The organism is Flavobacterium pokkalii, from assembly GCF_014596575.1.
GTDB lineage: Bacteria > Bacteroidota > Bacteroidia > Flavobacteriales > Flavobacteriaceae > Flavobacterium > Flavobacterium pokkalii.
This window is the reverse complement of sequence record NZ_NASZ01000012.1, coordinates 1-24,682: the sequence shown is the minus strand read 5'-3', so window position 1 is coordinate 24,682 and position 24,682 is coordinate 1. Positions and strand designations below refer to the sequence as shown.

The window sequence follows — 24,682 nt, the reverse complement described above, 5'->3', positions numbered from 1 at the left end:
TGTTAAAATATTATTTTTTTGATAAAATAATAAGACTTTGGTAAAAGTAATTAAAAAAAGAGATAGTTATTGTTGCTTTTGTTAAGAATTTGAGGATTGATTTGGAGAAGTCGGATTACAGATATTTTATTTATGATGATAATATTGAGGTAATTTTTAACAAAATAGTAGGGGATTTTAAGTTTTGTTGATGATTACAATCTCACTAAAACGTTTTCTTTAAATTATTCGCTAAATCAAATTAGAGAGGGCTTTTTTTTGCAAAAACATCGTAATTTTACAAAAAACACAACAGTATTATGAATTTAACACAAGAAGAATGGGTTGAGCAACTTGAACAAGATGACAACGCAGTAATTTTAGACGTAAGAACAGAGGACGAATGTGATGAAGGAATTATTCCTAACGCCATCAATATTGATATTCATAAAGGACAGGAATTTATTTCAGAAATTGAACAATTAGATAAAAGTAAAAATTACTATGTCTATTGTCGTTCGGGAGCCAGAAGTGCTAAGGCTTGTGAAATTATGAATGAATTAGGAATTGAAAATGCCTATAACTTACTGGGGGGTATGTTAGACTGGGACGGTGAGGTAGTGGCTCCTTAAATCACTAATACATTTTACACTAACTAAAACATTAGAATTGATGAATTCGATACCAGAAGAATTTAAGATAAAAACATTATTACATCAGGATACCTATTTGGTAAACGGCGAATTGAAAAAATGGACAGGAAAAACGACTGAAGTTTATTCGACCATTTCATCAACCGAAGAATATGCCCCTACTTTATTAGGAACTATTCCGTTTATGGGAGAGGCTGAAGCCAAAGAAGTTGTTGAGTCGGCAAGCAATGCTTTTAATAACGGTCAGGGTTTGTGGCCTACCATGAAAGTTGCCGATCGTATTAAATGTATGGAAGATTTCGTGTCAAAAATGAAAACTACCCGTGAGGAAGTAGTGAAATTGTTGATGTGGGAAATCGGGAAATCATTAGGTGATTCTCAAAAAGAATTCGACAGAACGGTGGATTATATTTATGATACCATCGAACATTACAAACAATTAGACCGAAGTAATGCTCATTTTACCAAAAGTCAGGGTGTAAATGCGATGATTCGCAGAGGACCAATTGGAGTGGTTTTATGTTTAGGACCTTACAATTATCCTTTGAATGAAACTTTTTCATTGTTGATTCCTGCTTTGATTATGGGGAATCCGGTGATTTTCAAGCCTGCTAAAAATGGTGTGCTGTTAATTTCGCCATTATTAGAAGCTTTCCAATCCAGTTTCCCAAAAGGAGCCATCAATATCGTTTACGGTAGAGGTAGAGAAATTGCTTCTCCAATAATGAAATCCGGAAAAATCGATATTTTAGCATTAATTGGTAACAGTAAATCAGCAATTGCTTTACAGGATCAACATCCAAACAAAAACAGATTGCGTTTGGTATTAGGATTAGAAGCTAAGAATCCAGCGATTATTTTACCGGATGCCGATTTAGATTTAGCTATTTCTGAATGTATAACAGGAACATTGTCTTTCAACGGGCAACGTTGTACGGCTTTGAAAGTATTGTATGTTCACGAATCTATTGCTGAGGAATTCAATAAAAGATTCTCTAAAGCGGTTGATGAATTGATTTTTGGAAATCCATGGGACAAATCAGTTTCTTTGACTCCGCTGCCTGAAGTTGAAAAACCGGCTTATATTCAAGGTTTGATTGATGACGCTACCAGTAAAGGAGCTTCGATAATCAATGCTAAAGGAGGTCAGGTTTCAGAAAATTATATTTTTCCGGCAGTTTTATTCCCGGTAAATAAAGAAATGCGTGTGTATCACGAAGAGCAATTTGGACCGGTAGTACCTGTGATGACTTTCAAAGATATTCAGGAACCATTGAATGATATGGCGGAATCAAACTACGGACAACAGGTAAGTTTATTTGGTAAAGACAGTAAAACATTAGCTCCGCTTATTGATGCTTTAGTGAATTTAGTGTGCAGAGTAAACTTAAACAGTTCTTGCCAACGTGGACCGGACGTGTATCCGTTTACAGGACGTAAAGATTCAGCAGTGGGAACCTTAAGTGTTTTCGATGCTTTGCGTTCTTTCTCAATCAGAACTTTTGTAGCGTCTAAGGACAATGCTTACAATAACGAAATATTACAGGAATTATTGAATAGTAAAGAATCTAACTTTATTAATACCGATTATATCTTGTAATACTTAACTAAAAACAAAACTAAAAACGAAAAAACCGTTCCAATTTTGGAACGGTTTTTTTATGGATAAAAATGTTTTTTTTTAGAGATTTAAAACGAAGTTATTTCGTGTTTTGGCATCGTATTTTTCTTTGTCGAACATATAAAGATAAGATCCTTTTCTGGAGGAAAGCATGTCTTTTTCGTTTAACTTTATTAAAATGTCCAGCGAATTAATTTTGCTGATGAAATTTCTTTTGTCTAATTCTTTGTCCAGAATCGCTTCATATAATTCTAATAATTGGCGCATGGTGAATTTTTCCGGTAAAAGTTCAAAACCAACGGGTTTTGTGGAAGTTCTGTAGCGCAATCTTCTTATTCCGTGAGAAACCATTTCGTCGTGGTCAAAAATTAATTTAGGCATGTTAGAGATGCTAAACCATTCTGCGCCGTGGTCTTTAGTCAATTCGGTGTTGTGGTTTTCAATGTTAATTAGGGCAAAATAAGCTACGGAAACGGTACGTTCTACAGGGTCGCGGTCAATTTCGCTGTAAGCATAAAATTGTTCCATGTAAATATTGTGAAGTCCCGTGTAATGGTTAAGTACCCTTGTGGCAGCGTCGTTTAAGGATTCTTCTTTTTTAAGAAATCCTCCCATTAAAGACCATTTTCCTTTTTCAGGCTCAAAATCTCTTTTGATTAAAAGAATTTTTAAACCTTCGTTGTCAAAACCAAATATGATACAATCGACAGAAACTAATACTTTGTCTTCGGCGCTATAACTGTTTAACATCTTAGTTGTTTATTTTTTGGGGTAAAGATACTCACTTCCGAATAAAGAATCCTAATTAATTAGTGTTGGAGAAACACTTCGTATGTTTTTTGAATTATCTGAAGGTTAAAAATAGATATAAGCCTGCTTTTTCTCCCAATGAATCGCGTAATATCGAAAAAGCTTTGGTGATATGCGCTTCCACCGATTTGATGGAGATATTTTTGTATTCCGCAATTTCAATATTAGTAAGTCCTTCTTCTTTACTAAGTAAAAAAACCTCTTTGCATTTAGGCGGAAGTTTTTGAATTTCCTGTTTTACTATTTTGATAATTCGTTCCAACGAATGTTCATCTTCCGATTCTACAATTGTAATTACGGCATCAATATATTTTTTCTCTAATGGATACAGTGATTTTTGATTTCGATACTGATCGATAAATTCATTGTAAACAGATCTATATAGAAAGTTGATAATTGAAAAATCATCTTTTAGATTGTTCCGTTTGTTCCAAATGCGCATAAAAACATTTTGTACAATATCTTCAGATAAATCATGATCGTGAGTAAAACTATAGGCGTACACACATAATTTATGGTGATAGGTATTTACTAAATAGTTATAAGCTTTCGGGTCACCAATTTTAAGCGCCTGAATTAATTCGGAGTTGTCTGTAAATAGCGCTTTCATTGGTGGTATTGTGATTTATCAGCTGAATTTTTGTGCAATGTAAAAAAAAATACAAAAAAAATTATCAAAAAAGTTAGGGTAGTGTAAAAATCACACGTATTAATAAAAAACAGAATGCAATGAAAATACCCAAAATAGATCATATAGTAGTAAAATTTCTGACTAAACAAGCTACGGCAGCTGAATTAACTGAATTAGAAAATTGGTTAACAGTTTCTGGAAATCAAGAGGTTTTTGAAGAATTTGTTAAAATTAATTATGCTATTGAATATAATATTCAAGAATTTGATTCAAATAAAATTAAGGCAAAGATAACAGAAGCTCTTGTAAAAGAAAGAAAAGAAAAACAAAGTAAAAAGTTGCGAAGAATCATTTATTATTCAGCTGCAGCTATAGTAGTGGGAGTAGCAGTAATATTTAGTTTTTGGCAAACTCCGGAAGAACCAAAAGTAGTAGTTAATAATAGAATTGAGGTAGGTACTGATAAAGCAATACTTACTTTGGAGGATGGTACTTCAGTTGTTTTGAATGAGGAGAAAAAATATGAAAAAGATAATTTGGTAAGCAACGGAAAGGAATTAGTTTGTAAAAATGCTAATGGTTCACCCTCAGAAGTAGCCTATAATTATCTAACTATTCCGAGAGGCGGACAATTTAAAATGAAATTATCTGATGGAACTCAAGTTTGGTTAAACTCAGAATCAAAATTGAAATTTCCGGTTGCTTTTACCGAAGGTAGTTTACGTCAGGTGGAATTGATTTATGGAGAAGCGTTCTTTGTGGTTTCTCCGAGTACTGAACATAAAGGTGCAAAATTTAAAGTTTTGAATAAAAATCAGGAAGTAGAGGTTTTAGGAACGGAGTTTAACATCAAAGCATATGAAGATGAGGAAAATGTTTATACTACTTTGGTGGAAGGAAAAGTAACTGTAAGTAATCCAAAAATTAAGAAATATTTAGTTCCAAATCAACAGTCGATTTTAAATCTTAAAAATGGCGATTTGGTCATAAATCCAATTGAAGCCTATAATGAAATTTTGTGGACTAAAGGGATTTTTAGTTTTAAAGGGAAAAACTTAAAAGAAATTATGACCGTAATGTCTCGCTGGTATGATGTTGACGTAGTGTTTCAAAAAGCAGCTATGGAGAAAATAAAATTCAACGGAGTTCTAAGTAAAAATGATGATATAAAAGAAATACTAACCATAATTAAGAAAACCAATTTTATAAATGACTATGAGATAAAAGAAAGAAAAATTACTATCAAATAAAAAAAGGGGAATAAAGTAATACCTGGACAGTACGCTACTTTATCCCCTAAGAGACTTATTAATTAATAAAAATTAACCAATAAATACCAAATGTATGAAAATTGAAATTACTAACCATTTTTTCTTTTTGAAAAGAAAATTTTTACTAACCAGTATGAAAGCATTTATATTGTTTTTTTGTACGACTGCATTTAGTTTTACTACGGGCAAGGTTTTTACCCAGAATGTGAAAATTACTGTCGATAAAGATAAAACCGTAACAATTGATGAAGTCTTTGACTTGCTGAGGCAGCAAACCGATTTTGTATTTATTTACCAAGAGGATATGTTTAAAGATGTTCCTAAAGTAAAACTTAAAAAAGGGACAATTAATGCAAATAAATTACTCACCGAAAGTCTTTCTGATGAAAATTTCAGTTATGAAATTATTGGAAAAAATAAAATTGTAATAACTAAAATTAAGACAGAGGTAAAGGTTCAACAGAAAAAAAAGGTTTCAGGAACAATAACTGATGCTAATGGAGCAGTACTTCCCGGGGTAAATATTTTGGTCAAAGGAACTACTAATGGTGTTCAGTCTGATTTTGACGGGAAATTTGCTATAGATGTAGACGGACCAAATTCGGTACTGGTGATTTCTTATATTGGGTTTGTAAATCAGGAAATTGTAGTGGGTAGTCAAACCAATATTACAGTTAAACTTTTAGAAGATTACGCCAAGTTAGAAGAAGTTGTTGTAGTGGGGTATGGAACTCAAAAAAAATCAGATTTAACAGGTTCTGTAGCCGTGGTAAATGTAGAAAGTGCCAAAAAAGCAGTGACTTATGATGTTGCTAAAATGCTTCAAGGTCAGGCACCGGGTGTTAGTGTGCAATCTTCGGGAGAACCGGGAGGATTTGTAAATATTAAAATTAGAGGAGTGAATTCTTTTAGCAATAACAATCCATTATTTGTTATAGACGGAGTAATTGTAGATTCACCATTTGATTTTGCACCTGGCGATATTGAATCGATGCAGGTTTTAAAAGATGCTTCTTCAGCTGCTATTTATGGGGTTCGTGGAGCAAATGGAGTAGTTATTATTACTACCAAAAAAGGAAAAACAGGAGCGATGGAGATTAAATATAAATCGCTTTATGGAGTTCAAAATGTAGCCAAAGAATGGTCAGTAACCGATAGAGTGGGGTATCAAAATATTACTTCGGCTGCTGAAAGGAATGATGGTTTGAGTATTGCTCCGGGAAATGATCCTACAAGTCCTTTTTACATCAACAATGTCAATACCAATTGGCAAAGAGAAGCCTATGGAACAGGTACTATTCAAAATCATTCACTTACATTCAATGGTGGTGCAGAATTTTTAGGTTATAATTTGAATGTGGATTACTTTAAAAATACTTCTTATTTAGAGACACCACAAGATTATGAAAGGTATTCGATGAATTTGAATTTGCATGGAAAAAAAGGAAAATTCAAATACGGCTCAAAAATAGCTTATACCGAATCAGATAAAGAAAATTTTAACAGCTGGGTAGGAGAATCGGCTATTCAGGCTTTAGTTACCGCTATTCCTACTATGCCAGTGTATGATGATCATTGGATAGGAGGATACGGAGGAACTTATAGTGATACTCAAAAAGCAATTTCGCTTAATGTTATAGGATATAATAATTTAATTTCTAATACAGGAAAAAGAAATCATTTTATTGGAGACATCTGGGGAGAATTGGAAATTGTTAAAGGATTAAAATATAAACTGGATGTTAGTTATGATAAATTACATTGGTTTGACCGAAAGTATACTCCGGAATTTGAATTAGGCTGGTATTATAGAGTGCCAAGCGACAGAGCAACACTTAACATTGCTACAGGGAACCAAACTAAAACCTTTGTAAATAACATTCTTACTTATAATCTAAGTTTAGGAAAACATAATATTGATGCTTTAGTTGGATCAATTGATGAAAGAAATGAGCATTACAACCATTTTTCTTCAGGTGTTGGTTACGATGCTACTGATATTAAAAAATTACAATTTGCAGATAATACAAATACCAATGAATACGAATATACTATTACCGGGAAATCCTATATCAGCAGATTGAATTATGGATATGATGATCGATATTTATTAACCGCTAACTTTAGACAGGATAAAACTTCTCTATTCAGTCAAAAATACAATTCGGCTAATTTCTATTCTTTTTCAGGAGCCTGGAAATTGAGCAATGAAAAATTCATTCATTTACCGGAAGTGATTAGTAATGTTAAATTAAGAGGAGGTTATGGAATTATAGGAAACAATACTATTCCGCAATATTTCTTTGCTACTACGATGAACAGTTTTGCCAGCTATGATTTCAATGACGAATTGGCTCCTGGTTCAACAGTTGTGAACGCCTTAGATCCAAATGTACATTGGGAAGAAACTAAAACTGCCAATGTCGCTCTTGAAGTTGGAATGTTTAATAATGATTTACAGTTTACGGCAGAATACTTTCATAAAAAATCAAATGATTTATTGATTAGAGTTCCGTTGCCTTTTTCTTCAGGAGCTTTCCCCGCAGACGTTACTACCAATGCAGGTGCTGTAGAAAACAGAGGATTTGAATTCTCATTAATTTATAATAATAACAAAAATGAATTCAAATACAGCATAGCGGCCAATATAGGTACTTTAAAAAACAAAGTAACACAAATTGGTTTTTCTGAAAGCGGAAACCCTATACCGGGTCTTGCCGCTATGACAGAAGTAGGAAGGTCGATAGGTGAAATTTATGCTTATGAAACAGATGGTATATTTCAGTCTCAGGCTGAAATTGATGCAGCACCTTCACAAACAAATGTGGAAGTAGGGGACATGAAATTTAAAGATCAATTAACAGTAGATACTGATGGAGATGGCGTCTTGGATGCAGCAGATGGTGTTATAAATGATAGAGACAGAGTGTTTCAGGGAGTTACGATCCCTAAATACAACTATGGTATCAATTTGAGTGCATCGTACAAAAACTGGAATGCTACTATGTTTTGGCAGGGAAGTGGTGGAAACAAAGTATTTAATGGTTTGTACCGTGACTTAATGGTTGGGAAATATGGAAATCATCATACCGATATGTTAGATTATTGGACTCCAACAAACACTGATACCAATGTCCCAAGACCAACAATAGAGGACGGTAACGGAAACAGCCGAGATTCGAATCGTTTTATAGAAAGTGGTAATTATATCAAATTACAAACTGCTGAGATTAGTTATAATATACCATTAGGTAAGACTAGTTTTGTTAAAAATGCAAGAGTATATGCTAATGGACAAAACTTATGGATTATTTCTAAATACAGAGGCTATGACCCTGATTTCATGAGTGACGGATTGTTCTCAAGAGGATATGACGGAGGTTCTTTCCCTAATCCAAGAACAGTTTCTTTGGGTATTGAAGTAAGTTTCTAATAGCTGTAAATTAATTTAAAACGAATCAAAATGAAATATAAAATATATAATTATTTAGCCGGAATCTTTTCGATGGCAATAATAACAACTAGTTGTGTAAACGATGAAGATTTAATACAGGTTGATCCAAATAATAAAGCAGTAGATTCTTTTTGGAAAACGGATAGTGATGCTTTATTAGGGGTAAATGCGGCCTATGGAAGTTTATTGACAGACGGAACCTATATGAGAAGTACCCCATTATTGTTAGATTTAAAAGGGGATGATTGTAGAAGTAATAGTCCATGGCCAGCAATGGCTAATGTAGGTAAGTTTAATTCTAATGTTAGTGACGCAGCAATTTATGGTTGGGCTTATGAAACCTATTATCAGGGTATTTTTAGAGCCAATCAGGTTTTAGCTAATGTTCCTGGAATTAATTTTGAAAATGCTGCATTAAAAGACAGAATCTTAGGGCAAGCTTATTTCTTGAGAGGATTGTATTTGTTTCATGCGGTAAATATGTTTAAAAATGTTCCAGTTCCCACTCAATTAGCTGCTATTTATCCTCAAAAAACGGAAGCTGAAGGCTGGGCTCAGGTGATTACTGATTTTAAAATGGCTGCAGACTTACTACCGGTTTCTTATGATAATGTAAGTGGTTTAGATGTTGGTCAAAAAGGACGTGCTACTAAAGGTGCTGCATTGGGGTATTTGGGAAAAGCTTATTTGTTTACTAAAGATTTCACAAATGCACGCGATACTTTTAAAGAAGTAATTGATTTAGGGGTTTATTCATTGGTGTCTAATTACAGAGATAATTTTACGGAAACCAATGAGAACAATTCAGAATCTATATTTGAAGTGCAATTTAGTAGAGAAGCAGGTGGAGTTGACCTAGGTTGGGGAGGTGCTCCTGCTTCCGGTTGGGGAAAAACTTCGGCCAGAGCAATTACTTATGGTCCTAGAGATTTTGGATTTACGGATGTGCAACCTACCTGGACCTTATTTAATGAATATCAAATTGAAAAAACTACTGCTAATACGATCGATCCACGTTTAGATGCTACTATGTTTTATAATAAACCCGGAGGAATGCAATTATACGGAGTAGATTTTGCTACAAAGTACGCTTCTAATACAGCTGATTTGAACGATTTGTTTTGTAGAAAATATCAAAATTCTGATGGACAAAAAGTAAATGAGTTTGATTGGCGTTCTGGTATTAATGAACGTTTAATGCGCTATGCTGATGTTTTATTGATGTATGCAGAATGTTTAAATGAAACAGGAGATACTCCGGGAGCTTATACATATATACAAATTGTTAGAAGCCGCGTAGGTTTACCAAATTTAGCAACAGTGAAACCAAATATGACTCAAGCACAAATGAGAGATCAAATAGGTCATGAAAGATTCTTAGAATTTCCTTTGGAAGGCCATCGTTTTGATGACATTCGTCGTTGGGGATGGTTGCAGGATGAAGCAAAATTAGCTTGGCTAAAATCAAGAGATGCAGAGTTTAATTCTTATGCACCTGGAAGAGAGTTTTTCCCAATTCCACAATTAGAAAGAGATAATAATCCGGGTACAATTCAAAACGATAGTTATTAATTTTTTTCATAGTTAGTATTTGTAAAACACCATAATGGTCCCTTTTTTAGGAATTAACCATTATGGTGTTATAATCTTATTGAAGTTTGAAAGTAAGATTGAAACTAAAATTTATCCAGTTGATGAAATTTTTAGTGTAAAGAGTTTTATGAAAAACTACTAAATGATAAAGGAAAGTAATGTGGAAAGAAAATTTAAAAATGAAAGTATGAAAGATTTAAAATCAATTCTAAGATTAAAAAAATATTTGACGGTTATAGGTTTAGTAGTATTGGTAACAGCTTGTTCGAGTGGCGATGATGCAACAACTTCGGATCCGGTAGATCCTCCTGTAGTTGTTGTGCCTCCTGCCACATTTAAGGGGCCAACTTATGCTGATAATTACTCATCAATTGCATCTTGGAATACAAGATTGCAGTGGAATTTGGCTAATGTTCACGATCCCTCTATAGAAAAGTCGGGTGACTATTATTATATGTATCAAACCGATGCTTCATACGGAAATGCTCATGACGGACATGGACATTTTTTTTACCGTCGTTCTAAAGATTTGGTTAATTGGGAATTTATGGGGTCTACTATGACTACAGCTCCAGCATGGGTCAAAGATTCTTTAAATAATAAAAGAGCTCGAATGAATCCGGCATTGCCGCCTATTGATAATCCAAATTATGGTTATTGGGCTCCATGTGTGCGTAAAGTGGGGAATAAATACCGTATGTATTATAGTATTGTGGTAGATAATCCTATTGTAGGAACTAGTTTTGATACGTCATGGTCAGAAAGGGCTTTTATAGGTTTAGCAGAAACAGATGATTTGGCTTCTAATGTATGGACAGATAAAGGTATGGTCGTATGTTCTGAACCGGATGGAGTAAAATCATATTCTTATACTGGTGACAGAAATTGGGAAAACGCCTATTTTAAATACAATGCTATCGACCCTAGTTTTATTGAAACACCAGAAGGTGAGCAATATTTGATTTATGGATCTTGGCATTCTGGTATTGCGATAGTTAAATTAGATCCAACAACTGGTAAACCGTATCAATTGAAAACCTTAGCAGATTATGGTACTCGAATTGCAACCCGAAATGCTTCCAGTCGTTGGCAGGCTTCGGAAGGCGCTGAAATCATTTATAATCCGGATACCCAATATTATTATTTGTTTATGGCTTATGATGAACTTTCTGTTGCCTACAATACCCGTGTGGCACGTTCCAGAACAATTACAGGTCCTTATTATGGAATTAATGGGGCTAATGTAACTAACGGTGCTGATTGTTGGCCTATGTTAACACACCCTTATAGTTTTAATAATCATACCGGATGGGTGGGGATTTCTCATTGTGCTATTTTTCAAAATCCGGATACCAAACAATGGTATTATTCCTCTCAGGGTCGCTTACCTGTAGGAGTGTCTGGAATTGCAGTTTCTAATGCTATTATGATGGGGCATGTAAGAGCTATTAAATGGACAGAAGACGGATGGCCGGTAATAGATCCGGAGCGTTATGCCGCTGTTCCTGAAACTACAATTACTGATGCTTCTTTTATTGGAACCTGGGAGCAAATCACGATGAATTATCAATTCCAAACAATTCAAAAATCAGTTACAATTAATTTAACTGCCGACAAAAAGGTAAGTGGTGCTATAACTGGTACTTGGTCTTATGATAGTGTTAATAAAACCTTGACAGTTAATGGGATAAAATGTAAAGTAAGTGACGCCTGGGATTGGGAATCTTCAACCAGAAAAGTAACAATAACTTATTCCGGACTAACTGCTGACGGTAGACCTGTTTGGGGTAAAAAAGTAAATTAAAGAGCATGAACCCTTTCCATTTAAGAAAGGGTTTTTGTTAAAATACAAGCGGGACTTATTTTTAGTTTGTTTTAATCCTTTTATTTTATCTATATTTACAAATGTTAAACGTACACTTATAACCAATCAAAAATGTTAATCAGAATGAAAAAAAATCTGTTCTTATTGTTGGCTTTTACTTTTTGTGGCCAACTTGCTTTTTCTCAAAAAGAAACCACAACGCTGAGTATAAACAAAGCGGAAAAACCTGTTACTATTAATAAAAATATTTATGGTCACTTTGCAGAGCATTTAGGGAGATGTATCTACGGAGGTTTTTTTGTGGGAGATACTTCTAAAATTCCAAATACTAATGGAGTTCGAAATGATATTATTGCGGCTTTGAAAGAATTAAAAATTCCAAATTTAAGATGGCCAGGCGGCTGTTTTGCGGATACTTATCACTGGAAAGATGGAATTGGTCCAAAAGAAAATCGTCCAACGATTGTTAATCAATGGTGGGGAGGCGTAACGGAAGATAACAGTTTTGGAACCCATGATTTTTTAAATTTATGTGAAGTTCTGGGAGCTGAACCGTATTTAGCTGGTAATATTGGAAGCGGAACCGTTCAGGAATTGGCGGACTGGGTTCAATATGTAAACTTTGGCGGGAAAAGCCCAATGAGTGACTTGCGTATCAAAAACGGTAGAAAAGAACCTTGGAAAGTAAAATTCTGGGGAGTAGGAAACGAAGCCTGGGGATGTGGTGGAAATATGACTGCAGAATATTATTCTGGTGAGTATCGCAAATATGCCACTTTTATGTCAGATTGGGAAAATACAGGTGGAATTACTCGTATTGCATCCGGATCAAATGGTGCCGATTATAATTGGACAGAAGTTTTGATGAAAAATATTCCAACGAACATGTTAGGCGGACTTGGAGTACACCATTATGCTGTAATTAATTGGAACAAAAAAGGAGATGCTGTCGATTATACCGAAGATCAATATTTTGAAACCATGAAATCGGCTTTGAAAATGGAAGAATTGGTTACCAAACATGCTGCCATTATGGACAAATATGATCCTGCTAAAAAAGTTACAATGGCAGTTGACGAATGGGGTGGCTGGTATGAAGTTGAAAAAGGAACCAATCCTGGATTTTTGTACCAACAAAATACCATGCGTGATGCGATGATTGCAGGTACAACCTTGAATACTTTTAACAATCATGCCGACAGAGTGCGCATGGCCAATTTAGCACAGTGTGTGAATGTTTTACAAGCAGTGATTTTGACCGATAAGGCCAAAATGATTTTGACGCCTACCTATCATGTTATGAAAATGTATCGTGTACATCAGGATGCCGAATTGTTGCCGGTTGATTTCAAATCTCCTGAATATACTTTTGGAGGTAAAACACTTCCTGCAGTTTCTGCTTCGGCTTCTAAAGATAAAAGCGGGTTGGTACATATTTCATTGGTAAATATCGATTCTAAAAAAGATAATAAAATCGAAATAGATTTAGCTTCTTTAGGATTGAAAAACGTTACAGGAACAATTTTGACTTCTAAAAAATTACAGGATTACAATTCGTTTGATAAACCAAATGCTATTGAGCCTAAAGAATTCAAAGGATTTAAAAATGCAAAAGGAAAGTTAGAAATTACTATTCCAGCGTTTTCAGTTGTTGTTTTAGAAGCTAAATAAGAGTGATGAAAATAAAAACAATAGTATATAGTTTAGGTCTTTTATCGGCAGTTGTTTCCTGTAAAACAGCTGCTGTAAAAGATACAGTAACGAGTACAAATCAGCAATTGCTGAAAATGAATAACCCAATTATTACGGATAAATATACTGCGGACCCGGCTGCTTTGGTTTATAAAGACAAGGTATATTTATACACGGGACATGATGTGCCGGAAAAAGGAGTGCAATCCTATAGAATGAACGATTGGTTAGTTTATTCTACTACTGATATGGTGCATTGGCAGGAGCATCCGGTTCCGTTAAAGACTTCGGATTTTGCCTGGGCAAAAGGAGATGCCTGGGCTGGACAGGTGATTGAAAGAAATGGAAAATTCTATTGGTATGTGGCTATTACACATGGTACAATCCATGGAAAAGCTATTGGGATTGCTGTTTCTGACAGCCCAACCGGCCCTTTTAAAGATGCTTTGGGGAAAGCATTAATTACGAATGATATGACCACCAAAACCAACATTAGTTGGGATGATATTGATCCTACTGTTTGGATTGACGACGATGGTCAGGCGTATTTATTTTGGGGAAATACTGTGTGTAATTATGTGAAATTGAAAGAAAACATGATTGAAATGGATGGCCCGATGCAAACCATTGATTTACCTAATTTCACTGAAGCACCTTGGATTCATAAAAAAAATGGATGGTATTATTTATCCTATGCGTACCAGTTTCCTGAAAAAATTGCCTATGCCATGAGTAAATCAATCAATGGTCCTTGGCAATATAAAGGAATTTTAAACGAAGTGGCTGGTAATTCGAATACCAATCATCAGTCGATTATTGATTTCAAAGGCAAGTCTTATTTTATTTATCATAATGGCGTTATCCCAACAGAAGGAGGAAGTTTCAGACGTTCGGTTTGTGTAGATCGTTTGTATTATAACCCCGACGGAACTATGAAACGTGTGGTAATGACATCAGAAGGAATTACTCAGTAGACAGTTTGCAGAAATCAGATTTCAGAATGCGGTAGAAATAAATCAAAAAAATATGAAATTATATTCCAAAACAAAGTCATTATTCTTTTTTCTAACTGTTCTAATTGGTTTATCGTCATTGGCACAAAGTATTTCTGTACATGATCCTGTAATGATAAAAGAAAAGGATACCTATTATCTGTTTTGTACTGGAAAAGGAATAAAATGTTTAAGTTCAACCGATTTGAAAAATTGGAAATCAGAACCAGTAGTTTTTCCTGAAAAACCAATTTGGACAGATAAGGTAGTTCCAGAATTTGGAAATCATATTTGGGCTCCGGATATTATTTTTCATAATAACCAATACTATTTGTATTATTCGATTTCAGCTTTTGGGAAAAACACCTCGGCAATAGGAGTTGCTACCAATAGTACATTAAATGTAAATGATGCGAATTATAAATGGGTAGACCATGGTATTGTGGTGCAATCTTATCCCAACAGAGATGAATGGAATGCCATTGATCCGAATGTGATTATTGATGAAAATAATACGCCTTGGTTGTCTTTTGGTTCATTTTGGGACGGAATAAAAATGGTGAAATTGAATTCTGATTTGCTATCTATTGCCCAACCTCAGGAATGGTATTCCGTTGCAAATCGAAAAAATACAGTTCATTCTGGTGAAACATCTGCTATTGAAGCTCCTTTTATTTTTAAGAAAAATGGCTATTATTATTTATTTACCTCTTGGGATTTATGCTGTAAAGGCAAAGAAAGTACCTATAAAATTGCAGTGGGAAGATCCAAAACTGTAACAGGTCCCTATAAAGACAAAGAAGGAAAATTATTGAGCCAAGGAGGAGGAAGCATACTTGTAAAAGGAGATCAAGATTACTATGGAGTTGGACACAATAGTGCCTATACTTTTGATGGAGTAGATTATTTGGTATTTCATGGGTATAACGCTATGGAAAATGGAAAATCTACTTTGTTAATCAAAGAAATGAAATGGGATTCCGATTTCTGGCCTTATTTATAAAACCAGCCATTTTTAATAAAGTCAATAAGTGCTTAAGGTAGAATTTCCTAATTCCTTTCAAATAATTTTAATTCAAACAAAGTATACGATGCAAATAAAAAAAATAAAAAAACTAGCATTATATGCTCTTGTTTTGGTAAGTGTCGCTTCCTTTACGGATAAAAAATCGCAAAATGATAAGTCAAAAGAAGAAATGGCTATTAGTACAAAAACGGGTTTATCCAACAAACCGATTGTATTGCAAAGAGCAGATCCATTTATCTATAAGCATACCGATGGCTATTACTATTTTACGGGGTCAATACCTACTTATGATGCCATAGAGTTAAGGCGTGCCAAATCTATTGATGAACTTCAAAATGCCGAAACTTTTAGAGTTTGGGAAAAACATAAAAGTGGACCAATGAGTCGACATGTCTGGGCGCCGGAAATTCATTATTTGGATGGAAATTGGTACGTGTATTTTGCAGCAAGCGAAGAAGAAGATATTTGGAAGTTAAGACCTTATGTTTTACAGTGTACAGGTCCGGATCCGTTGCATGACAAATGGATTGAGTTGGGACAAATGCAGGCAGCTGATGCAGATCCAAAAAGCTTTACCGATTTTTCTTTGGACGGTACTGTGTTTGAACATAGAGGCAAACGCTATTTCTGTTGGGCAGAAAAAACAGGAGGTCAATTTGCAGCTTCTAATTTGTACTTAGCCGAAATGGAATCACCAATAAAACTAAAAACAGTTCAATTTATGCTAACCACTCCGGATTATGATTGGGAGCGTATTGGTTTTTGGGTGAATGAAGGTCCGGCGGTAATTAAAAATAAAGGAAAAATTTTCATTACTTTTTCGGCAAGCGCTACAGGAGCATGTTACGCTATGGGGATGATGGAGGCAGATGAAAATTCAGATTTACTCGATAGAAATTCATGGAAAAAATCAAGATATCCGGTATTAAAAACGGATGAAGCAAAAGGGATTTATGGTCCGGGACATAACTCTTTTACTGTTGATGAAAACGGAGAACCTTTAGTAATATATCACGCAAGAGATTATGAAAAAGCGATTGGTGATCCAAAAGTAGTACCTGCAAGTGATAAAAGACCGTTGAAAGAGATCATCGCAGATCCTTTATACGATCCTAATCGCCATGCAAGAATGATGAAATTGAAATTTGATAATAACGGAAGACCAATATTCCAATTTAATTAAAAGGCTAAGGGATAATTTATTCTATAAAATTAAATACATGAAAAATAATTTAATAAAAAAAAGTGCTGTTTTCGGATTATTGTTAAGCAGTTTTTTAGCAACCGCTCAAAAAACGAATCTAACTGTAGATTTAACAAAATCAGTGGCAAAAATTCAGCCTACAATGTACGGTGTCTTTTTTGAAGACATCAATTTTGCTGCCGATGGTGGTTTGTATGCCGAAATGGTGAAAAATCGCTCTTTTGAATTTAATGTTCCATTGATGGGATGGTCACAACCCAACAGTAGTACCCAATCAATGAATAAAGATTCTGGAATTGCATTGCCAATGCAGGCTTCTGCAGACAGATTAAATGATGATTTTTGTCGAGTTACCATCAATAATGACAAAGTTTATCAAATAATTAATGAAGGTTTCAGAGGCATGGGAATTAAGAAAGATGCCAAATATAATCTTTCATTAAAAGCAGCTAATCATGATAATGCCATCAAAAAGATAATCATCCAATTTATAGATGCTAATAAAAATGTTTTAGGAGAAACAATGATTGTTCCTTCGTCGTCAGATTGGAAAGACTATTCGGCTCAGCTTACAGCAACAGCTGCAGAAGCTAAGGCACAGTTGAAAATCAGTTTTGAAGGTACAGGGATTATCGATCTAGACATGATTTCACTTTTTCCTGAAGAAACTTGGAAAAACAGAAAAAATGGTCTTCGAAAAGATATCGTTCAATTATTGTATGATTTAAAACCGGGATTTATTCGTTTTCCGGGAGGGTGTATTGTGGAAGGAATGACTTTGGATAACCGTTATCAATGGAAAAAAACGGTAGGGCCAATTGAAGATCGTGAAACCATGATTAATCGTTGGAATGTGGAGTTTAAGCAGAAACAAGCTCCGGATTATTTCCAATCCTTTGGTTTAGGGTTTTTCGAATATTTCCAACTTTCAGAAGATTTAGGCGCTCAGCCATTGCCAATTTTAAGTTGTGGAATTGCCTGTCAGTACAACTCTGGTGAATTGGTGCCAATGGAAGAATTAGATCCTTATGTTCAGGATGCATTGGATTTAATTGAATTCGCCAATGGTGCTGTAACTACCAAATGGGGAAAATTACGTGCCGATATGGGACATCCTAATCCTTTTAACCTGAAATTTATTGGGGTAGGAAACGAACAGTGGGGACCACAATATATTGAAAGGTATAAAGTTTTTGCAAAAGCTATAAAATCTAAGTACCCTAACATAACTATTGTTTCAGGAGCAGGACCTTCGCCTGACGGAGCAATGTTTGATTACGGATGGGAGGAATTGAAAAAAATGAATGCCGAAATCGTAGACGAGCATTATTACAAAAATCCAGAATGGTTTAAAGAAAATGCGGCACGTTATGATAAGTATGATAGAAAAGGGCCTAAGGTTTTTGCAGGAGAATATGCAGCACATCCTAAAGGAGTTGAAGATGGTTTTAAGGAAAATAACTGGTTAGCAGCGCTTTCTGAATCAGCTTTTATGACAGGTTTAGAGCGTAATGCCGATGTGGTTCATTTGACTTCTTATGCGCCTTTGATGGCTCATGTGGAAGCTTATCAATGGGCTCCGGATATGATTTGGTTTGATAATCTGAATTCCTACGGAACAGCCAATTATTATGTACAGAAAATGTATTCTAATAATAAAGGAACCGATGTGTTGTCAATTACTCAGGACGGAAAAGCCCTGACGGGTCAAAATGATTTGTATGCTACGGCAGCCAAAGATGTGAAGCAAAAGGAACTGATTGTAAAATTGGTAAATACTTCAGCTAAAGCTCAGGAACTTACTATTAATTTGTCCGGAAAAGGAGTGAAGTCCAAAGGAGAAATGATAATATTAACTCACGACAATTTGGAGGATTATAATACTTTGGCTGAGCCAACAAAAATCAGTCCTGTTGAAAAAGAATATAAAGTAAGTGGAAAAAAAGCAGAGGTAAATATGCCGGCTAATTCATTTGTAGTTTTAAAATTAAAATTGAAATAGTAGAAAATTTTACGGCTGATTTTAGTCAAATTGTATTTTAACTAAAATTATAGAAAATTTAATAAAAAACATTAAGTGTAAGTGATACACTTAATGTTTTTTATTATATATTTGTAGCCATATTTTAAATAGTGAAGATGAAAAATTATGTAATTGGTTTGGATTACGGCTCGGATTCTGTTCGTGCTGTATTAATTGATACCGAAAACGGGCATGAACTAGCCTCAGACGTTTGTCATTACAAAAGATGGAAAAACAATGAATATTGTAATCCGTCAATTAATCAATTCCGTCAACATCCTTTGGATCATATCGAAGGATTGGAATCAACAATTAAATCAGTTGTTGCTCAGGCAAATGTTAATCCGTCAGAAATAAAAAGTATCTGCATCGATACTACAGGTTCTTCTCCGATCCCTGTAACTGCCGATGGTACTCCATTATCTTTAACCAAAGAATTTGAGCACAATCCAAATGCGATGATGATTTTGTGGAAAGATCATACCGCGATCAACGAAGCTAACGAAATCAATGAATTAGCTGCTTCCTGGGGTGGTGAGGATTTCACTAAATACGAAGGAGGAATTTATTCTTCGGAGTGGTTTTGGGCAAAAATTCTACACATTGTTCGTGAAGACGAAGCGGTGAAAAATGCAGCTCACTCTTGGATGGAGCACTGCGATTACATGACTTTCATGTTAATTGATGATAAAGATTTAGCTACTTTTAAAAGAAGTCGTTGTGCAGCAGGACATAAAGCCATGTGGCACGAAGACTGGAACGGTTTACCACCGGAAGAATTCCTGACAAAATTAGATCCTTATTTGGCTCAATTGAGAGGGAAATTATACAATGAAACTTATACTTCTGATTTAGTTGCCGGAAAATTAAACCAGGAATGGGCAACAAGATTAGGTTTAACTACCGATACGATTATTGCTGTTGGAACTTTTGATGCACATTCAGGAGCTGTAGGTGCTAAAATTGATGAGCATGCATTAGTTCGTGTAATGGGAACTTCAACTTGTGATATTATTGTGGCTTCTCATGAAGCTGTAGGAAGTAAAACGGTAAAAGGAATTTGCGGACAGGTTGATGGTTCTGTAATTCCGGGATACATCGGTTTGGAAGCAGGACAATCTGCTTTTGGAGATGTTTTGGCTTGGTTCAAAGATACTTTGTCATGGCCGTTGAATAATTTAGTGTACAATTCAGCTATTTTATCTGATGAGCAAAAAGCCCAATTAAAAGATGAGGTTGAATCTAATTTCATCAAAACTTTAACCGAACAAGCCGAAGCAATTCCGTTGTCAGAAAGTATTCCAACTGCTTTGGATTGGGTAAATGGTCGTAGAACTCCGGATGCTAATCAAGGATTGAAAAGCGCAATGACGAATCTTTCTTTAGGAACTAAAGCGCCGCATATTTTCAAAGCCTTAATCAATTCAATTTGTTTTGGATCTAAGAAAATTGTAGATCGTTTTGAAGAAGAAGGTGTTCGTATTGATAGTGTTATTGGAATTGGCGGTGTAGCTAGAAAATCACCATTTATCATGCAAACATTGGCTAATGTGTTGAATAAGCCAATTAAAGTTTGTGCTTCTGATCAGGCACCGGCTTTAGGAGCTGCTATTTATGCTGCGGTCGCTGCCGGAATTTATCCAAATGTAATAGAAGCGGCTAAAAAAATGGGAAGTGATTTTGAAAGTGAATATTTCCCTCAGGCTGATCAAATTGAAAAATACCAGGAATTGATGGATTCGTACTCTGTATTGAGTCAATTCGTAGAAAGTATAACAAAATAATAAAAGAGTATGTCAAAATACCAAGCGTTAAAACAAGAATGTTACGAAGCTAATATGCAACTAAATGAATTAAATTTAGTGGTGTATACTTTTGGAAATGTAAGTGCTGTTGATAGAGAGAATGGAGTTTTTGCTATTAAACCTAGTGGAGTACCTTACGAAGAATTAAAAGCGGAAGATATCGTAATTGTTGATTTTGATAATAATATTATCGAAGGAGACAAACGTCCTTCTTCTGATACTAAAACTCATGCTTATTTGTACAAACATTGGCCAAATGTCGGAGGAATTGCACATACGCACGCTACTTATTCAGTGGCTTGGGCTCAGGCTCAAAGAGATATTCCAATTTTTGGAACTACTCATGCTGACCACTTAACAGCTGATATTCCATGTGCTGCTCCAATGGCTGATCATCTTATCGAAGGAAACTACGAGCACAATACAGGAATCCAAATTTTGGATTGTTTCAAAGAAAAAAATCTTTCTTACGAAGAAGTAGAAATGGTTTTACTAGGAAATCACGGTCCGTTTGCTTGGGGTAAAAATGCAGCAAAAGCGGTTTACAACTCTAAAGTGTTAGAAGTTTGCGCTGAAATGGCTTATTTGACTTTGCAAATTAATCCAGCTGCTCCAAGATTGAAAGATTCTTTAATTAAAAAACATTACGATCGTAAGCATGGAAAAGATGCTTATTACGGACAGTAAATTTTGATTTCAAAAAACACATAAATAAACGATTAAACAATAAATATAAAATGATAGATATTTCAAAAAAAGAAGTTTGGTTTGTAGTAGGTAGTCAAAACTTATATGGTGAAGAAACTTTAAAGCAAGTAGCGGTTCACTCTCAAGCAATTGCTAAAGGAATCGATGCTTCATCTCACGTTCCAGTAAAAGTGGTTTATAAGTCAGTAGCAAAATCTCCTAGCGAGATTACTGATATTTGCTTGGAAGCAAATACAAACAAAAACTGTATTGGTGTTATCGCTTGGATGCACACTTTTTCACCAGCTAAAATGTGGATCAATGGTTTAAGTATCCTTAAAAAACCATTATGTCACTTACATACACAATACAATGCTGAAATTCCATGGGCTTCTATCGATATGGATTTTATGAACTTGAACCAATCAGCTCACGGAGACAGAGAGTTTGGTTACATCATGTCAAGAATGCGTAAAAAACGTAAAGTGGTTGTAGGTCACTGGGAAGATGTACGTGTTCAACAAAAATTAGGGAACTGGACAAGAGTAGCTTTAGGTTGGGACGAAATGCAAAACTTGAAAGTAGCGCGTTTTGGAGACAACATGCGTGAAGTTGCTGTAACTTGTGGAGATAAAGTTGAGGCTCAAATTCGTTTTGGTGTTTCTGTAAATGGTTATGACTCTTCTGATATTGTTAATAAAATGAAACTGGTTACTGATGCGCAAGTAGATGCTTTAGTAGCGGTTTATGAAGAATCATACAATTTGGCTCCAAAATTGCAAAAAGGTGGAGAGCAAAGACAATCATTATTAGATGCTGCTAAAATCGAATTAGGTTTAAGAGCTTTCTTAGAAGAAGGTGGTTTTGGTGCTTTCACTGATACTTTCGAGAACTTAGGAGAATTAAAACAATTACCTGGAATCGCAACTCAGCGTTTAATGGCTGATGGTTACGGTTTTGGTGGAGAAGGTGACTGGAAAACGGCTGCTATGGTTCGCGTTTTAAAAGTAATGAACATTGGTCTTGAAGGAGGAACTTCTTTCATGGAAGATTATACGTATCACTTTACACCTGAGAAATCGTATGTTTTAGGTTCTCACATGTTGGAAATCTGTCCTTCGATTACTGACGGAAAACCTTCTTGCGAAATTCACCCATTAGGAATTGGTGGAAAAGAAGATCCTGTTCGTTTAGTATTCAATTCACCTGCAGGTGATGCAATCAATGTTTCATTGGTAGATATGGGAACTCGTTTCCGTTTAATCGTTAACGAAGTAACTGCTGTAAAACCAATGGCTGATTTACCAAAATTACCAGTTGCACGTGTACTTTGGGATTGTAAACCAAACTTGGATATCGCTGCTACGGCTTGGATTTTAGCAGGTGGTGCTCACCATACAGTTTACAGCCAGGCAGTTACTACTGAGTTTATGGAAGATTTTGCTGATATTGCAGGAATCGAATTAGTAGTAATCGATAACGATACTAAGATTCGTTCTTTCAAAGAAACTTTGAATGCAAATGAAGCTTACTACCATTTATTTCAAACGGGATTGTAATCTTAGTTAGTAACTAAAATAATAAAGTCATAAAGTTGAAAGGAAATTCTTTTTAGCTTTATGACTTCTTCTATTAACCAATAAAATAAAAAATATGAATTTATTAAGAAGTTGTGTCTTAAGTTTAGTAGTTGCTACTACAGTGGGACTTTCTGTTCAATGTAAAGGGGATAAGAAAGAAAACCAAGAGCAAAATGTTGCTGAAAAAGATAGTGTAACCATTGAAAAATCAGAGTACGGTACTACGACCAAAGGAGAAAAGATTGAAAGCTATAAGCTGAAAAATCAAAAAGGGATGGAAGTAGATATTATGACCTATGGTGGAATTATTACTTCTCTAAAAGTGCCAAACAAAGCAGGTGTTTCTGAAGATGTGGTGCTTGGGTTTAATAATTTCGAACAATACACTAAAGATAATCCGTTTTTTGGAGCGTTAATTGGAAGATACGGAAATCGTATTGGTAAAGCTAAATTTTCTTTAGATGGAGTGGAATACAAATTGGCTGCTAATGACGGTCCTAATAGTTTACATGGTGGACCAATGGGTTTTCATAAAGCAATCTGGACAGCTGTTGAAGCTAAAGGTGGAGCTGATGGTGTTTTAAAGTTAAAATATGTTTCAAAAGATATGGAAGAAGGTTTTCCTGGAAACTTAACAGTTTTTGTAACTTATACTTTAAAGTCTGATAATACTTTAGAAGTAGATTATGAAGCTACTACAGATAAAAAAACAGTGGTGAACTTGACTCAACATTCTTATTTCAATCTTTCAGGTGATTTTACAAAAACGATTTTGGATAACGTTGTGACTATTGATGCTGATAAATTAGTTCCGGTTGATGAAACTTTGATACCTACTGGTAAGTTGGATGATGTTGCAAATACACCATTTGATTTCAGAACGCCAAAAGCGATTGGTAAAGATATTGAAACTGCAAACGAGCAGCTAAAAAGAGGAAAAGGTTATGATCACTGTTGGGTGTTGAACAATCAGGATAAAGGTTTCCGTTTTGCGGCCTCAGTTTATGAACCAACAAGCGGAAGAGTGATGGAAGTCTTTACTGATGAGCCGGGTATTCAATTGTACACAGGAAACTTTTTAGATGGTACTTTGCCAACAAGAGACGGAAAAACCTATGCACACAGAACAGGTCTTTGTTTGGAAACGGAGCATTATCCGGATTCTCCTAATCAAAAAGCTTTCCCAACTACGGTTTTAAATCCTGGAGAAAACTATAAAACCAAAACTACTTTCAAGTTTTCTACTAAATAAGATATAGTAGTTTTTAATTCTTATAACCCGTCCCAATTGTTCGAGACGGGTTTTTTGTTTTTATTTGGAGCTGTTTCCTGCTATTCGCTATAGCTCCAGCGCCGAACCCCGGCGCAGGAGGCTGCCGCTACTATCAGGGCTAGGGTAAGAGTTTAAAATGAGGTTTCTACTTATATTATAGTATGAATTTTTGCTTTCTTGATTTTTTCTTTGTGCCTTATGTGGTAAAATTAATTTTATATAGTGAATAACCTTAGTATACTTCGTGCTTTCTTTGCGTTCTTTGTGTTTAAAACGATTTTAATCCTTCCAAATTCCTACAAATAAAAAAAACTTCAAAATAGAAAAGCTTTGTTATCAGGTTATTAAAAAATAGTTAGCAAAATAGTTAGTAAAAGGTGTTGTGTAATTGAATAAAGGTGTTACTTTTGCACCCGCAACAGCGAAAACGTTCTGATAGACATACTGAAAAACGAAAGAGGAATTAAGAAGAAATTTTTAAAAATAAAGTTTGGAAGTTGGATAAAAAATGTTTTACATTTGCAGCCCGCAAGAGCGCAAGTTATTTGAGATATTGAGTGAG

Annotated in this window: 17 protein-coding genes; 15 read left to right on the top strand and 2 right to left on the bottom strand. The window is 34.9% G+C overall.

The genetic code is table 11. The features are described 5' to 3' along the window. Positions 1 to 299: 299 nt before the first annotated feature. Positions 300 to 611 (top strand): rhodanese-like domain-containing protein, encoded by a 312-nt coding sequence (locus B6A10_RS08950; protein WP_055090099.1) that lies wholly within the window; start codon positions 300 to 302, stop codon positions 609 to 611. A gap of 40 nt (positions 612 to 651) precedes the next feature. Beyond that, complete coding sequence (locus B6A10_RS08945; protein WP_055090100.1) at positions 652 to 2,232, top strand: NADP-dependent glyceraldehyde-3-phosphate dehydrogenase; 1,581 nt, start codon at positions 652 to 654, stop codon at positions 2,230 to 2,232. A gap of 81 nt (positions 2,233 to 2,313) precedes the next feature. Here B6A10_RS08945 and B6A10_RS08940 read toward each other — a convergent pair whose 3' ends face one another. After that, entirely contained in the window at positions 2,314 to 3,003 is a 690-nt protein-coding gene (locus B6A10_RS08940) for an NUDIX hydrolase (RefSeq protein WP_026714520.1), read from the bottom strand. Positions 3,004 to 3,097: 94 nt separating this feature from the next. Then, positions 3,098 to 3,673, bottom strand: a complete 576-nt coding sequence (locus tag B6A10_RS08935) for an RNA polymerase sigma factor (protein WP_188220615.1) — start codon at positions 3,671 to 3,673, stop codon at positions 3,098 to 3,100. 119 nt (positions 3,674 to 3,792) lie between these two features. On the opposite strand from B6A10_RS08935, the gene B6A10_RS08930 reads away from it, so the two are divergent. The 13 genes from B6A10_RS08930 (at position 3,793) to B6A10_RS08870 (ending at position 24,099) form a co-directional block, all read left to right on the top strand. Next, positions 3,793 to 4,944, top strand: coding sequence for a FecR family protein (locus tag B6A10_RS08930; RefSeq protein ID WP_188220614.1), 1,152 nt, complete (start codon positions 3,793 to 3,795; stop codon positions 4,942 to 4,944). A 154-nt stretch (positions 4,945 to 5,098) separates the two neighbouring features. Further along, positions 5,099 to 8,398, top strand: coding sequence for a SusC/RagA family TonB-linked outer membrane protein (locus tag B6A10_RS08925; protein ID WP_188220613.1), 3,300 nt, complete (start codon positions 5,099 to 5,101; stop codon positions 8,396 to 8,398). Between the two features lie 30 nt (positions 8,399 to 8,428). Continuing rightward, positions 8,429 to 9,991, top strand: a complete 1,563-nt coding sequence (locus tag B6A10_RS08920) for a RagB/SusD family nutrient uptake outer membrane protein (protein ID WP_188220612.1) — start codon at positions 8,429 to 8,431, stop codon at positions 9,989 to 9,991. Between the two features lie 208 nt (positions 9,992 to 10,199). Then, a complete protein-coding gene (locus B6A10_RS08915) occupies positions 10,200 to 11,816 on the top strand; it encodes an arabinan endo-1,5-alpha-L-arabinosidase (protein WP_188220611.1) in 1,617 nt (538 codons plus the stop codon). 144 nt (positions 11,817 to 11,960) lie between these two features. After that, complete coding sequence (locus B6A10_RS08910; protein WP_188220610.1) at positions 11,961 to 13,508, top strand: alpha-N-arabinofuranosidase; 1,548 nt, start codon at positions 11,961 to 11,963, stop codon at positions 13,506 to 13,508. A 5-nt stretch (positions 13,509 to 13,513) separates the two neighbouring features. Continuing rightward, a complete protein-coding gene (locus B6A10_RS08905) occupies positions 13,514 to 14,503 on the top strand; it encodes a glycoside hydrolase family 43 protein (protein ID WP_188220609.1) in 990 nt (329 codons plus the stop codon). Positions 14,504 to 14,555: 52 nt separating this feature from the next. Further along, positions 14,556 to 15,524, top strand: coding sequence for an arabinan endo-1,5-alpha-L-arabinosidase (locus B6A10_RS08900; protein WP_188220608.1), 969 nt, complete (start codon positions 14,556 to 14,558; stop codon positions 15,522 to 15,524). Positions 15,525 to 15,612: 88 nt separating this feature from the next. After that, complete coding sequence (locus B6A10_RS08895) at positions 15,613 to 16,731, top strand: family 43 glycosylhydrolase (protein WP_188220607.1); 1,119 nt, start codon at positions 15,613 to 15,615, stop codon at positions 16,729 to 16,731. Between the two features lie 37 nt (positions 16,732 to 16,768). Then, the gene (locus B6A10_RS08890) at positions 16,769 to 18,754 is read left to right on the top strand and encodes an alpha-L-arabinofuranosidase C-terminal domain-containing protein (RefSeq protein ID WP_188220606.1); all 1,986 of its coding nucleotides are present in this window, start codon (positions 16,769 to 16,771) and stop codon (positions 18,752 to 18,754) included. Positions 18,755 to 18,891: 137 nt separating this feature from the next. Beyond that, positions 18,892 to 20,559 carry a ribulokinase gene (locus B6A10_RS08885; RefSeq protein ID WP_188220605.1) on the top strand — a complete coding sequence of 556 codons (1,668 nt, stop codon included), beginning with the start codon at positions 18,892 to 18,894 and terminating at the stop codon, positions 20,557 to 20,559. A gap of 9 nt (positions 20,560 to 20,568) precedes the next feature. Beyond that, a complete protein-coding gene (locus B6A10_RS08880) occupies positions 20,569 to 21,267 on the top strand; it encodes an L-ribulose-5-phosphate 4-epimerase (protein ID WP_188220604.1) in 699 nt (232 codons plus the stop codon). A 50-nt stretch (positions 21,268 to 21,317) separates the two neighbouring features. After that, positions 21,318 to 22,826 carry an L-arabinose isomerase gene (gene araA / locus B6A10_RS08875; RefSeq protein WP_188220603.1) on the top strand — a complete coding sequence of 503 codons (1,509 nt, stop codon included), beginning with the start codon at positions 21,318 to 21,320 and terminating at the stop codon, positions 22,824 to 22,826. A gap of 94 nt (positions 22,827 to 22,920) precedes the next feature. Further along, positions 22,921 to 24,099 carry an aldose epimerase family protein gene (locus B6A10_RS08870; protein WP_188220602.1) on the top strand — a complete coding sequence of 393 codons (1,179 nt, stop codon included), beginning with the start codon at positions 22,921 to 22,923 and terminating at the stop codon, positions 24,097 to 24,099. The last annotated feature ends 583 nt before the right edge of the window (positions 24,100 to 24,682 follow it).

Coding starts and splice junctions, on each gene's coding strand:
- B6A10_RS08920 (WP_188220612.1), top strand. CDS start 8,429: ATGAAATATAAAATATATAATTATTTAGCCGGAATCTTTTCGATGGCA.
- B6A10_RS08870 (WP_188220602.1), top strand. CDS start 22,921: ATGAATTTATTAAGAAGTTGTGTCTTAAGTTTAGTAGTTGCTACTACA.
- B6A10_RS08890 (WP_188220606.1), top strand. CDS start 16,769: ATGAAAAATAATTTAATAAAAAAAAGTGCTGTTTTCGGATTATTGTTA.
- B6A10_RS08900 (WP_188220608.1), top strand. CDS start 14,556: ATGAAATTATATTCCAAAACAAAGTCATTATTCTTTTTTCTAACTGTT.
- B6A10_RS08925 (WP_188220613.1), top strand. CDS start 5,099: ATGAAAGCATTTATATTGTTTTTTTGTACGACTGCATTTAGTTTTACT.
- B6A10_RS08880 (WP_188220604.1), top strand. CDS start 20,569: ATGTCAAAATACCAAGCGTTAAAACAAGAATGTTACGAAGCTAATATG.
- B6A10_RS08940 (WP_026714520.1), bottom strand. CDS start 3,003: ATGTTAAACAGTTATAGCGCCGAAGACAAAGTATTAGTTTCTGTCGAT.
- B6A10_RS08930 (WP_188220614.1), top strand. CDS start 3,793: ATGAAAATACCCAAAATAGATCATATAGTAGTAAAATTTCTGACTAAA.
- B6A10_RS08910 (WP_188220610.1), top strand. CDS start 11,961: ATGAAAAAAAATCTGTTCTTATTGTTGGCTTTTACTTTTTGTGGCCAA.
- B6A10_RS08950 (WP_055090099.1), top strand. CDS start 300: ATGAATTTAACACAAGAAGAATGGGTTGAGCAACTTGAACAAGATGAC.
- B6A10_RS08905 (WP_188220609.1), top strand. CDS start 13,514: ATGAAAATAAAAACAATAGTATATAGTTTAGGTCTTTTATCGGCAGTT.
- B6A10_RS08945 (WP_055090100.1), top strand. CDS start 652: ATGAATTCGATACCAGAAGAATTTAAGATAAAAACATTATTACATCAG.
- B6A10_RS08915 (WP_188220611.1), top strand. CDS start 10,200: ATGAAAGATTTAAAATCAATTCTAAGATTAAAAAAATATTTGACGGTT.
- araA (WP_188220603.1), top strand. CDS start 21,318: ATGATAGATATTTCAAAAAAAGAAGTTTGGTTTGTAGTAGGTAGTCAA.
- B6A10_RS08885 (WP_188220605.1), top strand. CDS start 18,892: ATGAAAAATTATGTAATTGGTTTGGATTACGGCTCGGATTCTGTTCGT.
- B6A10_RS08935 (WP_188220615.1), bottom strand. CDS start 3,673: ATGAAAGCGCTATTTACAGACAACTCCGAATTAATTCAGGCGCTTAAA.
- B6A10_RS08895 (WP_188220607.1), top strand. CDS start 15,613: ATGCAAATAAAAAAAATAAAAAAACTAGCATTATATGCTCTTGTTTTG.